Genomic DNA, 12,767 nt, shown 5'->3' with positions numbered 1-12,767 from the left:
CAAGGTCTAACTGGGCTTAGTCCGCAAAGAGTCCGCACGGGACGCGAAAGCAGCCGCGATCGCCTCCCGTGCGGACTTGTCCTTGTCCGGGAACATGTGCCCGTAGGTGTTCAGCGTCGTCGTCGCCGATGCATGCCGCAGCCGCGTCTGCACCACCTTCACGTCCAGGCCGGCAGCGATCAGCAACGACGCGAAGTAGTGCCGCAGGTCATGGAACCGGAACCCGTCCGGCAGCTTCTCCACACCCCGCTTCTCGTCGGGCTGCACCTGATCGCGGGCGGCCCTCATCGCCCGCTCGATCGCCCACGGAGTCGTCGGCTTCCCGACCACGTCGGTGACTATCGTCGACCCGCCGGACGCCTCCACCGCCGCCGCCACCTGCAGCGCCAACTCGTCCGGCACCGGGATCGGCGTCTTCGCCGTGTCCGACTTCAATGGCTCGAGCGGGTACTGGATGGCCGGCGAGATCACGCCCCGCATGAAGTCGACATCGACCACCCGCAGCGCCGCGGCCTCCGCGACCCGTAAGCCGGCGAACGCACCCAGAAGGACCGCCGGCTGCAGGTGTGCCGGGAACGCGTCATACAGGGCCCACACCTGCGCTGTGGACGCCACGTAGGGCCGCGGCTTCGCCTGCCCCGGGGACGTCCGCCGGGAGCACGGAGACCGCGGCAGGAGACCGTCGTGGACGGCGTCGCCGAGGATCTGCGCCAGCCGCCGATAGATCGCGTACGTGGTCGACGGTGCGTAGGTCTCCTGCAGCTGTGCCGTCCACGCCTTCACCGCCGACGGCTTCACATCGGCAAGCCGCTGATCAGCGAACGTCTTCTTGATCACCACGATGTGCGTCTTCGCCTGCCGCACCGTCCCCTTGCGGCGCGTCCCGTAGCCCTCCAGCCATGTGTCGCACCACTCCCCCACGGTCAGCTTCTGCTTCGTCGGCGCCACCCACATGCCCGTGACCAGCTTCGACGTCTCCTGGTCCAGCCAGCCCTGCGCGTCCACCTTCCGCCGGAAATGCTTCGCATGCTCCTTCCCGGCCGCGTCCCGGTAGCGGGCACGCCACCGGCCGTCAGGGCGCTTCGCGATGCTCGCCACGACGGGCCTTCCAGCGCTTCCTGGCCTCCAACCGGAGAGCCTCGGCTTGATCCAGTTCCACGGCGACCAGTCGCTCGAGGTCGGCGCTCTCGGAGTAGTCCTCGACGATGCTCCGCTTCGCTTCCGCTCTCATCCCGGAATCCACCGCCTCGATCAAGTGATCGCGGATCGGGACATCCATCCACAACCACCACAAGGGCTCGTCCGGCAGTTGCCCTTCTTCGTCGAGGAGAATTGACTCTGTACTCGTCTGGACCGCCGTACGGGTGAACTCCTGCGCCAGGCGGGCGATGCCACTATGCGCCTCGCTCAACCGGCGACCGGCCCGCATGAAGTGAGCCCCATGTTCTTCGCCCCACCTTGCAATCGATAGAACGTTGACCTCGACAACCTCGGAGAGCGCGATCGCCTCTTCCAGCTTCAGCGAGCGCTCGCCCTTCTCGATTGCCCAAACGGTGGCCTGCGTCCAGCGATGGCCTCGCTTCCGCATCTCGTCAGCGATCATCTGCTGACTCCGGTCTCCGCGCAGCCCGGCCAGGTTCCTACCCACGATCTTGTCGTACTCCCGATTGGCCATGGCTCACACGCTACTCGGAAACCCCTGCGCGCTCCACTTGATTTCCATGTGACTCGTGTTTACCATTATGGCCAACAGTGTTTACGAGTCGAAGGAGAGGACGCGTGACTGAACCACAGGCCGCCAACCTGATGTCCCCGATGGACATCGAGGCCTACACGAACGGCACCGTGAAGGCCGCCACCCTGCGGTGGTGGCGATACGAAAACAAGGGCCGAGGACCGAGGAGCTTCAAGCTCGGTCGCCGGCTCGTCTACCGCAAGAGCGATGTGCAGGCGTGGCTCGACGCCCAGTACAACGCCAGCCCCGAGGGGAAGGCGAGCGCATGAGTCAGCCGATGACCGCCGAGGACGCCATGGACTACCTCGACCAGATGATCACCCGCATGGACGAGCCGCTCGCGCAACTGGACCTCACCGACCAGCAGAAGGTCGGCGTCGCAACCATCGTCACCACCGAAGTCGCCGTGGCCAACCCGGCGTTGAGCGCCGGGCTCATCGCCGCCGGCATCATCGAAGTAGAAGGCTAAGCCCGATGAGCGACACCCTCGAACCATCCGCCTATCTGATCCAGCGATGCGAAGCAGCGATCCGAACGATCAGCCAGACTGCGGCCGACACGGGAATCATGTTTCCTGGCGAAGACGTCATCGACCTGGTCGAAAGAGACCTACTGCCCATGACGGGCGTGATGCAAGTCCTCCGGCGCGCAATGATCCGCCAGGTCATCAGCGACATCGTCACCCGCGACCAGGAGGGCTGAACCATGCCCTCCACCACGAAGAACGCCCCCGCCCAGCGGCAACTGGACGAGGGCAAGAAGTCAAACCCCAAAGGAAAGGAATTGACATGACCAACCATACCGCCCACGTCCACGACTTCCGAGCAGGCGAAGTCTGGTGCACCGGTTGTCTTGCCCACCGTCCCGACTGCGACTGCTGGCGCTGCGACCGCACCATCACCCTCGTGATGCCCGACGGGCTCAGCAGCAACCAATACGGCGAGATCAACGCCCGGACCACCGCGGCCTTCGACGCGCTGGTCAACGAGGTGGTGCGCCTCAACGCTGCCGAGTCGGTGACCCGATGAACACCGTCGTCGCCAACGTCCGCGCCACGGAAGTCACCGTCAAGACCGCCACGGTCCGCATCGAGAACACCGACAAGGGGCCCGTCATCATGCTGCCCCCGGTCCTCGATGACGAACTGGGGCGCCCGTCCGCGATCGCCAGGAAGGCCCGAGACCTCTCCGACGCCTTGACCAAGGTGGCGCACATGCTGAAGGACCACACGGACATCAATCTCGACACCGCGATGATCGCCGGCAGCGTGCGCGCCGAGGCTGGAGCCAAGCGGCTCACCACCCGAGACCTCGCCAACGCCGCCGGCGTGAGCATCCCACGGATGCGAGACCTGAAGGCCGGCCGCAAGCCGTACCGGACGGACGAACTCACCGGCATCGCGGCACTGATGGGAAAGAACATCGTCGAGTTCATGGACCAAGCCCAGCAAGACGCAATCCGACGCCGGGACTCCCTCCGCGACCCGGACCAACCGACGACCAGTTGGCGGCAAGCCCTCACTACCGTGCTGGAGGACTCATGACTCTCCACGACGCTCTCGATAACGCCGACAACTGGTGGCGGGACCCTGCCGAAAGGGCACTCGCCTGGTGGGCCGAAACCGGGCAACCGTTCACCGTTGACGATTTGCGCGATCTCGGCGTTCCTGAACCCGACCATCCCGCCCGCTGGGGAGCACTATTCGCTGGCGGGCGGAAACAAGGCCTCGTTCAGCCCATCGGCTATTCCCAATCACGACGACCCGCACGCCACGGAAGCGTCATCCGCATCTGGAAAGGAACCATGACGGAGAACCAGGCAGCATGACCTGGACGAAATTCGGTGCCGAGTTCCGCGACGAATGCGCGGAACTCGGCCTCACCGACGCCGAATTCCGCACCCACGTCGAAGCCATCATGTACCTGTACGGCATCGAAAACATGGACATGATCATCCAGTGCCGCCTCGTCCGCAAATGGGCGGGCAGCGACAACTACGCGGACGCCGTTCGCGGCTTGGTCGAGAAAGGGCTCTGGAAGCCCGCCGGACCCGACTGGAAGATCGTCCACCACGAGGACGTGTTCCGTCAGTCGCTCGGCTACCAGCTGCGCGAGCGCGAGCGGGCCAAGGACAGCATGGCCAAGAAGCGAGCCGCTGCCGAGGCTAGGCGACCGGCGCAGGACGTTACGCAGGACGTTACGCGTAACGAACTGCGAACGCAGTCAGTCAGTCAGTCATACAGGCAGAGCAGTAACAACGAACCTGAAAACGAGCGAGCTTCGAAGCTTGAACCGGACAAGCAGATGAACGGGCGCTGCTCTGACCCTGACTGCGATCAGCCTCTGACGAACCCGATGTCGAGGAAAGCTGGGAAGTGCCCGGCGCACATGAGGCGGGCAGCATGAACGAGATCATCGTCTACACGGCCCGCGAGGCTGCCGAGGTCGCTCGCTCCCGAGCCCGGGTCGACGGAGCCTGCTCGACTAGCGCATTCTCGCCGAGGACCTGCGCGAATGGATCAGGGCTGACCTATCCGCTCACGAAACATGAGGATGCCGAGCGGTGAGCCGCACCAAGTGGGCCGGGCGGGACAGCCGGAATGCCCGCGCTATCTGCAAACCGCTGGTCGACCAGGGCGTCCCGTGCTACCGCTGCAAGAAGCCGATCCTGCCCGGACAGCAATGGCACCCCGACCACATCATCGACCGGGCACTCGGAGGCACCAACACCCCCGACAACCTGTGGCCCTCGCATGCACGCTGTAACACCAGCGCAGGAGGAAAGATGGGCGCCGCAATCGCAAACACACGACGCCAACAATTGAAAGCACAAAGAAATAGCCGAAACAATTCCGAAAAGGTCGAATCTTTTGGCGGAAAGGAAACAGCCCACGGCTACGGCCCCTCTATTTCTCTCCCCATTCCGTCTGAATGGCCGGACGTGTCGGCCGCGGCGTCGATTTTGTCGCCTGTCCCGGCGGGCACTGATCTGGCGGAGGCGGTCGAGGGGGCGCGCTGGCTGGGGCTGGACTTGAAGCCGCAGGGGTTGGAGATCGCCGGCGTTATGCAGGCGTTGGGTTCGGATGGGCATCCGCTTTACGAGACGGTGGGTGTGGAGTTGGCGCGCCGGTCGGCGAAGACTACTGCGGTGTTGGCGACCTGAGGTTGACCCCAAAATCCGGACAGGTGGTTGTTTGGTCAGGCGGCCTGGAGGGCCGGCTGGTCGGTCTGTCGGGCCAGGTGGTGTTCGTACTGTAGTGGGCTGAGGTAGCCGATCTTGGAGTGGCGCCGGCGGGCGTTGTAGAACCCGTCGATCCAGGCATAGACGCCGCGGCGGGCCTCGACGATCGTGGCGAACACGTGCCGGTGGTAGTACTCGTTCTTCAGCGTCGACCAGAACGACTCGGCTGCCGCGTTGTCCCAGCACACCCCGGTGCGTCCCATCGAGCGCAGCAGGTCGAGCTGGCCGGCCACCTCGGCGATCTGCTGGCTGGTGTACTGACAGCCCCTATCGGCGTGGAAGATCACCTTCCCGGGCAGCTCACCGCGCAGAGCGACGGCCTGACGCAGCGCGTCCTCGACGAGATCGGCCCGCAGGTGGTCGGCGATGACACGGCCCAGGACCCGGCGGGTGTGGCCGTCACGGACCGCGCACAGGTAGGCCCAGCCCTCACCAGTGGACAGGTAGGTGATATCGGAGAACCAGGCGACATCGCGGTGTCCCTTGTCGAAGTGGCGCTTGACCAGGTCCGGTGCCGGGTCGGGGTTCGGGCCGGGCACCGTGGTCGGCGGATGCCAGGTCCGGGGACTGATCCCGGCTATCTTGGCTTGCCGCATGAGCTTCGCGACCGTCTTGCGCGACACCGTCTCCCCAGCCTCCTGCAAGTCGGCGCGGATCCTCGGCGCCCCATACGTGTGATCGGAAGCCTTGTGGAACTCGACGATCTTGCCGGTCAGCTCGGCCCGCCGCTGCTCGGCGCGAGTCGGGCCGCCGCGACGACGCTTGCACCACTCGTAGTAGCGGCGCCGGTCAACCCCGATCAGCCGGCACATCCGGCTGATCGTGTAGTTCGCCTTCTCCGCGTCGATCACCTCGAAGCACTCCTGCCGGGAGTGTTCTTCGCCGCGAAGAAGGCTGCGGCTTTTCCCAGGAACTCGTTGTCCATCCGCAGTTCGGTGTTCTCGTGCCGCAGCCGTTCCAGCTCGGCCCGCTCCGACACGTCCAACGGCGCCTCCGGCGGCGCACCGATCCGGTCCCGCTCGGCCTGGACCCAACGGCCCAACAGCTGCGCACCCACGTTGATCTCGGCCGCGACCGCCGCGATCGTGCGGCCGGTGTCGATCACCAGATGCGCAGCCTCACGCCGATACTCCGGGGTGTAACTCTTCCGCTTCTTCGAAGTTCCCATCAAGGACATCCTCTCCGGCGGTCTCCGACAAGGGAACCCGCCAAGACGGTGTCCGGGTTACGGGGTCAACCTCAGACCTTGTTGGGTCGCTGTCTGGCTCGTCCTGGCTATCGGGTGGCGTCGACGGCGCAGGACGGTTTGCGGGCGCGGGCGAAGTTGAAAGAGGTCATGACGCTACTGCGGTTGCGGGGGTTCGAGCGGCAGGAGTTGGGGGTGTTGTACTTCAGCAACGGCACGGAGCGGATCTTGTTCGAGAACGGGTCGGTGTGGATGGCGATCCCGCCGGATCCGGGTGCGTTCCGGTCGGACGCGTTCGACGCGATCTTCGTCGACGAAGCTGGCGAGTTGGACCCGGAGAAGGCTGAGGCGTTGCAGGCGGGCTACCTGCCGACGCAGGACACCCGGCCGGACTCGCAGACGATCATCGCCGGCACCCCGGGGGAGTCCCGGGCCGGCCTGTTGTGGTCGACGCTCGAGGATCTCCGCCACGGGGTACCGGGTGTCGGTGGCGTGGTGTACGAGGCGGGCGACCGTGAGGTGTTCCTTGACGTGTCCGACCCGGAGAACCCGGTGCCGAACATCGAGTTGCTGTTGCGGGTGCATCCCGGCATTTCGTCAGGTCTGACGACGGCGCCCAAGGTGCTCTCCCGGATCGGGAAGATGGGATTGGCGAAGTGGTGTCGCGAGTATCTGTGTCAGTGGCCGCTCAATGCCGGCGTCACCGCGCTGGACGTCGCCGCATGGGTCGACTGCGCGACTGAGGATGCCCCGGCACGGCCGGAGAACGCCGCGGTGTGCTGGGACATCGACAAGGACGGGGCTCTGGCGGCGCTGGTGGCTGCGTGGCGTGACGCTGACGGTCGGGCCTGGTTGGAGGTGCTGGACGTCCGCGCCGGCTACGACTGGATCCCGAAAGCGGCCCAGGCTGCGCAGGGCGAGCATCGCGGCCCGGTGATGTACGACGCGATCGGCGCGAACCTGGACGTCGCCGAGGAACTGTCCCGGCCGCCGTACCGGGTCCGGACCAAACCGTTGACGACCCGTGAGCAGGTGGGGGCGACAGCGCGGATCGAGAAGGAGATCAGCCGTCGCAACGTGCGGCATCTGGACGACCCGGCGCTGACCGGTGCGGTGGAGTCGTCGGCGTGGCGTCCGGCGGGGAACGCCCGCCTGTTCCTGCGGGTCGCCGGCTCCTGCACGATCGTGGCCGCCGCTGGGGCGTTGTGGGCCTACGACCAGCGCAGCCCGGCCGCCGGCCGGCGTCGCCGGATCCGGACGAGTGCGCAGGTGGCGGCGTGAAGTACCGGGTGGATATCGGGGATCCGGCTGCCCGGGTTGCTCTCGGGGTGTGCGACGAGTGTGGTGATGCTCGGTTCTTGGCCGTCTCCTACGAGTCGGCTCTCGTGCTGTTGGCTGCTCACGAGTTGGAGGTGCATCCGGACACGAAGCATGTCCGCTCCAACCTGGCCCGGTACCGGGCGGCGCACCGGCAGGGCGCGGCGGCTGCCTGAATACCACCTCGCCCATGATGGGTTTCGTGGGTTTGTTCGATAAGTTGCTGCCGCGCCGTGAGGCGGTCGGGATGCTGCTGGCTGACCCCCGTATCGCGCCGATGGCTTCCCCGTGGGCGGGCGCCAGCCTTGCCCGCGTCGCCCTGGCCGACATGGCCGGCATGCGACTCAGCGGGATCAGCCGCGAAGAGGCCATGAAGGTACCGGCCGTGGTCCGCGGCCGGGGTCTGATCGTCGGGCACCTGTCCCGCCTGCCGCTCAAACTGTGGGACGTCTCCAGCGACACCCAGCAGCCGACGCCCGTCTGGCTCGGCTCGACCAACACGCTGCAATCGCCCCGGATGCGGCTCGCCTGGACCCTCGATGACCTGATCTTCACCGGCCTGTCACTGTGGGCCGTCGAACGCAACGGTGACGGGCTGACCGATGCGATCCGGGTGCCGCGTGCCGAGTGGACCGTCGATCCCGACTCGCTCGGGGTGATCGTGCGCGGCGTCCCGGTCGCCGACCCGCGTCAGGTGCTGCTGTTCGAGGGCACCCAGGAAGGCCTCTGCCAGATCGCCGCCGACGAAGTACGCGGCTCGCTCGACATGTCCACCGCCTGGCGGCAACGCGTCGAGTCCCCGATCCCGAACGTGGCGCTGAAGCAGACCGACCCGAACGACCAGCTGACCGACGACGAGGTGGATGACCTGGTCGACGACTGGGAAGCTGCCCGCCGCGCCGGTGGGACCGCGTTCGTGCCCTACGGGGTCGAACCGGAAGCGATGGGGCAGGTCGCTGCCGATCTGTACGTCGAAGGACGCAACGCTGGCCGGCTCGACATCGCCAACTACCTTCAGGTGCCGGCCAACCTGCTCGAAGGCTCGATGTCCACCGCCAGCCTCACCTACAGCACCCAGGAGGGCCGGCGCTCCGACTTCATCGACACCTGCCTCGCCTACTGGGCTGGCCCGATCGAGGCCCGCCTCTCCCAAGACGACGTGTGCCCCGACGGCACCGCTATCCGGTTCGACTTCTCCAGCCTCACCAGCGTCATCGCACCTGCCACGCTCCCGAGTTCGGAGGACTGATGGACATCCTCGAGGATCTGCGCGAGGTCGACTACATGGCCAGATGGTGTGTCAGCCAGAACCTGAGTCACCTGACGGGGTCGGTGGAAGACGCATTCGATGAGGCTCGGAGCGCGATCCTGGAGAAGGTGGCCGAGCATGCGGCCAGCCAAGGCAGCCTCAGCAGCCGTCACGATCTCATCGTGGCGGGGAAACGCGCCGTCCAGCGACTCATCAAGGCGGCCGGCAAGCACAGAGGGCCGGCTGCTGTCAGCTACTGGACCGCTGCATGCGACCCGTGGGACGAGCGACTCCTCGACCGCCTCGCCGTACACGAAGTGATGCGGGTCTTGCCGCTCGAGATGCAGGAGACCCTGCTCACCTACGCCGCACATGACCAGAACATTGAGGCCACGGCGAAGCACTTCACCGTGGACATATCGGTGATGTACCGCCGCATCCGGCGGGCGCGGCAGCAGTTCATCACTGTCTGGTTCGACTGGGAAGTACCTGCCAAGCCTCGGCACCGGGAACACGTCGGGCAGGCGCCGCTCGCGACCCACTGTGGCCGCGGCCACGAGTTCACCCCAGAAAACACCCTCCGCACCCGCTCAAAGCGGAGTATCGCCAGAACCGGGCGCAGGTGCCGCGCATGCACGCAGATCTACAGCCGCCGCCAGGTCGCCACCAAACGCACCAAGACTCAGGAGAACCAATGACCAAGTTGACTCTGATTGCCCCCGGCCGGCTGCAGGCGACCGCCGATCCGCGTGTGAAGTCGGGTCTGTTGCTGCCGTACGGGGAGCACGGGCTGACGAACAAGGGCAAGGTGCTCGCTTCGGCTGGTGCGCTCACTCTGGCGGAGAAGCTGGACCCGTTGACGTTGGAGCATGCCGACAAGTTGGGGGTCGCGGACTTCGTCGGGTTCGAGGAGCAGCCCGGCGGGCTGCACTGCTCGGTGCGGTACCTGGACACCCCGCTCGGGAACGCTGCTCTGGCCGAGTTCGACGGCGGCACCCGCGCCGGCCTGTCGGTCGAGGTGGACCAGCCCGTGATCCGTGGAGGTCGGCTTGTTGCCGGCGTCATCACGGGCGGTTCGCAGGTGGAGACGCCGGCGTTTCCGTCGGCGAAGTTGGCTGCCGCTGAGCTGGACGACGCCCCCGACGAGGGCGCTCCCACCGATCTGCCGGATGTGGTGATCAACGGCGCCGAGCTCGACGACGTCGAGTCCGTCGAGGTCACCCATGACCGTATCGCGATCACCACCAAGACCCCCGAGGCACCCGCCGAGGACGACACGAAGGAACCCGTCATGACTGCTGCCCGAGTGCAGAACGCCGCGCTGCTGGGCGCGAGCAAGCCGAAGAACGACAGCAACGCCCTGTTCGCCGCGCTCGCCGGAGGGTTCGGCGCCGGCCTGACCGGTGGACGCCTGGAGGCCGCCCTGGCCGATGTTGTGCCGGCGAACATTCTCGGCATCGAGCAGCCGCAGTACGTCGGCGAGCTGTGGGCCGGGCAGCCGTTCGAACGGCGCATCATCCCCCAGTTCGACCACTCCGACCTGAACAGCTTCACCATCCAGGGCTGGGAATGGGGCACTCAGCCCACGGTCGGGCTGTACACCGGCAACAAGACCGAGATCCCGTCCGCGCCGATCAGCACCGTCGCCAAGTCGGGCACGCTGCAGCGGATCGCCGGCGGTCACGACATCGACCGCAAGTTCCGCGACTTCTCCAACGCCGAGTTCTGGGAGGCCTACTTCCGGAAGATGGCCGAGAGCTACGCGAAGGTGTCTGACGACTACATCCGCAGCCAGGTCGTGGCCTCCATCGGCGCCGGTTCGCAGCGGCAGCACCTGGCCGCCGGCGCCATGCCGTCCGGTGTCCCGGCCGCGCTCGCGATGATCGTGAAGGCGTCGATCAAGATGCTGGACGACCTCAACACCTTGCCGACGGTGGCGTTCGTCACGAGTGACTTCTGGGAGCCGTTGTTCTACGTTCAGCAGCAGCAGGTGCTCGCCTACCTGAGCACGTCGCTGGGGTTGAAGGAAGGCGATGTGGAAGGGTTCAAGATCGTGCCCGTCCCGACCGGCAGCCTCACCGCCGGCGCCTGGGTCGGCAAGGTTGTCGTGGCCCACAAGTCCGCGTTCAACGTGTACGAGCTGCCCGGCTCCCCGATCCGGGTCTCGACCGAAGACCTCACCCGAGGCGGCGTCGATGAGGCCCTGTTCGGCTACTGCGGCTACATGCTGGAGAACGCCAAGGGTCTGATCAGCTACGACACGCCCAGCTGACCATGGCGGTTCTTGGCTGGATCAGCGGCGTCGGTAGCGACGATCGTCTGGACGTGCTGTGGCCGGGTGCCTCCGACTACGGCTTCGATCTCGACTTCCCGTTGCAGTGCGCCGCGATCCAGTGCGCCCTGTTCGCCCCACCCATCGATGACGGGGCGCCGGTGCCGGACAACTACCTCGCTGCGCAGGTGTTGCAGGCCCGGGCGTTGGTGCGGGCCGGGATCGTCGGGGACAGTGACCGTGCCGGGCTGGGTGAAACGGTCGCAGTGTTCCCGATGGACTGGACGGTCAAGAACCTGCTCCGACCCAAGCGAGGCAAGCCGTACTTCGGTGGGAAGCGGGCAGTGTCGTGAGCGGCCGCAAGCTCCTCGCCGACGCACTGAAGACGGCGCTGCCGACCTGGCAGATCGTATCCGATGCCCGGACCCTCGACGGCGTCCGCAAACCCGGCGCGGTCGTGTTGTGGACTGCTCGCCGGATACGGCCGGACAAGGTCACCCTCGACCTGCTCACCGACGAGATCCCCCTATGGGTGCTCACCGCCACCGACCGGCCCGCCGACATCGAGGACGACCTCGACCAGCTACTGGACCGCACCATCGAGGTGTTGGAGTCGCTGGACTGGTGTGTCTGGACCGAAGCGACCCGCGGCGTCCTGGCCGAAACCTGGCATGGCTGGCAACTCACCGTCACCTGCAACTACCGAATCACCACCTAGGAGTACCTGATGGCCACCATCACTCATCCCGTCACCAACGCCTACGTACTGAAGACGCTCAGCATCCTGTTCAAGCTCCGGGGCGCCACCGATACCGACGATTTCACCAAGCACGTCGGTGGTGTCACGTTCACCCCGACCGCGCAGTCCGGTTCGTGGACCGGCGCCAGCGGCAACGTGATCAGCGAGCAGGGCATCGCGACCTGGGTCGCGACCCTGGGTCTGGTGCAGGACCTCGACGATGACGGGTTCATGTTGTGGCTGCTCACCCACGAGGGCGAGAAGGCCGACGTGACCGCCACCCTGAAGTCCGGCACCGGAGCGTTCACGTTCACCGTGACCCTGACCCCGGCCGCGATCGGTGGCGAGGTCGGCCCGAACCCGTTGTCGTCGTCGGTGACGCTGCCGATGGACGGCAAGCCCGTGTTCGTCCCGCCTGCTCCCTGATCCCCTGGTGTGGGTGGGGCAGCTGGTCCGGGGCTGAACGGCAAAGCACCTGTGACCGGGTCGCCGTCGCCCCACCCACACCAGGCCACGCTGAATTTGGAGGCGGTTGCATGATCGCGATCGACGTGGGTCGGGCACCGGCCGAGTTGCGTGCCGCGGTGCTCGCAATGCGCCAGGCCGACGCCGAGATCCGTCGTGGTGTGTCGGCCCGGATGCGGGGCGAGATGAACCCGGTGTGGAAAGCCGAGGTCACCCAGCGCGCCGCCGGCGGCATGGCGGCCCGGATCCTGTCCCCGGGTGCCCGGATCACCGGTGGGAACCCGCCGCAGATCATCGCCGCCTCGTCCCGGCGAGCGATCGGGCGTGGTTTGGTGCCGGACCGGAACTGGGCCGGCTACGAGTACGGCGCCAACGATTCCACCCGGATGGCCACCTCGGCTCGTGGGAAGCGGTACCGGCGGCATGTGATGCGGCACCTGCCGAAGCATGGTGAGGGGCGGGTGCTGGAACCGGCCGCCCGGGAACTCCTGCCCCGAATCGCCAGCTACTGGACGCAGAGTGTGATCAAGGTGTTCATGGACGCCGCGGAAGGCAAGGGGTAGA

20 protein-coding genes are annotated in these 12,767 nt (G+C 66.5%); 17 read left to right on the top strand and 3 right to left on the bottom strand.

The features are described from left to right. Window positions 1–6 precede the first annotated feature (6 nt). Window positions 7–1,098, bottom strand: a complete 1,092-nt coding sequence (locus QM721_RS12130) for a tyrosine-type recombinase/integrase (RefSeq protein WP_415122328.1) — start codon at window positions 1,096–1,098, stop codon at window positions 7–9. Next, window positions 1,073–1,675, bottom strand: coding sequence for a hypothetical protein (locus QM721_RS12125; protein ID WP_415122326.1), 603 nt, complete (start codon window positions 1,673–1,675; stop codon window positions 1,073–1,075). Before QM721_RS12125 ends, QM721_RS12130 begins: the two co-directional genes overlap by 26 nt. A gap of 104 nt (window positions 1,676–1,779) precedes the next feature. On the opposite strand from QM721_RS12125, the gene QM721_RS12120 reads away from it, so the two are divergent. From QM721_RS12120 to QM721_RS12085, 8 genes are all read left to right on the top strand, one after another. Further along, the gene (locus QM721_RS12120; protein WP_415122324.1) at window positions 1,780–2,004 is read left to right on the top strand and encodes a helix-turn-helix transcriptional regulator; all 225 of its coding nucleotides are present in this window, start codon (window positions 1,780–1,782) and stop codon (window positions 2,002–2,004) included. 8 nt (window positions 2,005–2,012) lie between these two features. Continuing rightward, window positions 2,013–2,204 (top strand): hypothetical protein, encoded by a 192-nt coding sequence (locus QM721_RS12115; RefSeq protein WP_415122322.1) that lies wholly within the window; start codon window positions 2,013–2,015, stop codon window positions 2,202–2,204. A gap of 5 nt (window positions 2,205–2,209) precedes the next feature. Further along, window positions 2,210–2,437 (top strand): hypothetical protein, encoded by a 228-nt coding sequence (locus QM721_RS12110; protein WP_415122320.1) that lies wholly within the window; start codon window positions 2,210–2,212, stop codon window positions 2,435–2,437. 86 nt (window positions 2,438–2,523) lie between these two features. Beyond that, a complete protein-coding gene (locus tag QM721_RS12105; protein ID WP_415122318.1) occupies window positions 2,524–2,763 on the top strand; it encodes a hypothetical protein in 240 nt (79 codons plus the stop codon). Next, a complete protein-coding gene (locus QM721_RS12100; protein WP_415122316.1) occupies window positions 2,760–3,278 on the top strand; it encodes a hypothetical protein in 519 nt (172 codons plus the stop codon). Before QM721_RS12105 ends, QM721_RS12100 begins: the two co-directional genes overlap by 4 nt. Beyond that, on the top strand, window positions 3,275–3,562 hold the full coding sequence (locus tag QM721_RS12095; RefSeq protein WP_415122314.1) for a hypothetical protein: 288 nt from the start codon (window positions 3,275–3,277) through the stop codon (window positions 3,560–3,562). Before QM721_RS12100 ends, QM721_RS12095 begins: the two co-directional genes overlap by 4 nt. Next, the gene (locus QM721_RS12090) at window positions 3,559–4,140 is read left to right on the top strand and encodes a hypothetical protein (protein ID WP_415122312.1); all 582 of its coding nucleotides are present in this window, start codon (window positions 3,559–3,561) and stop codon (window positions 4,138–4,140) included. The genes QM721_RS12095 and QM721_RS12090 overlap by 4 nt, the downstream gene beginning before the upstream one ends. A 157-nt stretch (window positions 4,141–4,297) precedes the next feature. Then, window positions 4,298–4,897: an HNH endonuclease gene (locus tag QM721_RS12085; protein WP_415122310.1), complete on the top strand. Its 600-nt coding sequence runs from the start codon at window positions 4,298–4,300 to the stop codon at window positions 4,895–4,897. Between the two features lie 35 nt (window positions 4,898–4,932). Here the strand turns inward: QM721_RS12085 and QM721_RS12080 are convergent. Beyond that, a protein-coding gene (locus tag QM721_RS12080; protein WP_415120634.1) for an IS3 family transposase occupies window positions 4,933–6,146 on the bottom strand; the annotation gives its coding sequence in 2 pieces (ribosomal slippage) (window positions 4,933–5,871 and window positions 5,874–6,146; 1,212 coding nt in all). A gap of 165 nt (window positions 6,147–6,311) precedes the next feature. On the opposite strand from QM721_RS12080, the gene QM721_RS12075 reads away from it, so the two are divergent. The 9 genes from QM721_RS12075 (at window position 6,312) to QM721_RS12035 (ending at window position 12,766) form a co-directional block, all read left to right on the top strand. Next, window positions 6,312–7,442, top strand: a complete 1,131-nt coding sequence (locus QM721_RS12075) for a hypothetical protein (protein WP_415122308.1) — start codon at window positions 6,312–6,314, stop codon at window positions 7,440–7,442. Further along, window positions 7,439–7,654, top strand: a complete 216-nt coding sequence (locus QM721_RS12070; RefSeq protein ID WP_415122306.1) for a hypothetical protein — start codon at window positions 7,439–7,441, stop codon at window positions 7,652–7,654. The genes QM721_RS12075 and QM721_RS12070 overlap by 4 nt, the downstream gene beginning before the upstream one ends. A 26-nt stretch (window positions 7,655–7,680) precedes the next feature. Further along, window positions 7,681–8,727 carry a phage portal protein gene (locus QM721_RS12065; protein WP_415122304.1) on the top strand — a complete coding sequence of 349 codons (1,047 nt, stop codon included), beginning with the start codon at window positions 7,681–7,683 and terminating at the stop codon, window positions 8,725–8,727. Then, entirely contained in the window at window positions 8,727–9,425 is a 699-nt protein-coding gene (locus tag QM721_RS12060; protein ID WP_415122302.1) for a hypothetical protein, read from the top strand. The genes QM721_RS12065 and QM721_RS12060 overlap by 1 nt, the downstream gene beginning before the upstream one ends. After that, window positions 9,422–10,999, top strand: coding sequence for a hypothetical protein (locus tag QM721_RS12055; RefSeq protein WP_415122300.1), 1,578 nt, complete (start codon window positions 9,422–9,424; stop codon window positions 10,997–10,999). Before QM721_RS12060 ends, QM721_RS12055 begins: the two co-directional genes overlap by 4 nt. A 2-nt stretch (window positions 11,000–11,001) precedes the next feature. Beyond that, window positions 11,002–11,352, top strand: coding sequence for a hypothetical protein (locus QM721_RS12050; RefSeq protein WP_415122298.1), 351 nt, complete (start codon window positions 11,002–11,004; stop codon window positions 11,350–11,352). After that, window positions 11,349–11,717 carry a hypothetical protein gene (locus tag QM721_RS12045; protein WP_415122296.1) on the top strand — a complete coding sequence of 123 codons (369 nt, stop codon included), beginning with the start codon at window positions 11,349–11,351 and terminating at the stop codon, window positions 11,715–11,717. The genes QM721_RS12050 and QM721_RS12045 overlap by 4 nt, the downstream gene beginning before the upstream one ends. A 9-nt stretch (window positions 11,718–11,726) precedes the next feature. Further along, a complete protein-coding gene (locus QM721_RS12040) occupies window positions 11,727–12,164 on the top strand; it encodes a hypothetical protein (RefSeq protein ID WP_415122294.1) in 438 nt (145 codons plus the stop codon). A gap of 110 nt (window positions 12,165–12,274) precedes the next feature. Then, window positions 12,275–12,766, top strand: coding sequence for a hypothetical protein (locus tag QM721_RS12035; RefSeq protein ID WP_415122292.1), 492 nt, complete (start codon window positions 12,275–12,277; stop codon window positions 12,764–12,766). The last annotated feature ends 1 nt before the right edge of the window (window position 12,767 follow it).

It is taken from the genome of Micropruina sp. (assembly GCF_047602085.1).
In the GTDB taxonomy this organism is placed as follows: domain Bacteria; phylum Actinomycetota; class Actinomycetes; order Propionibacteriales; family Propionibacteriaceae; genus Micropruina.
This window is presented reverse-complemented; position numbering and strand designations above follow the sequence as displayed.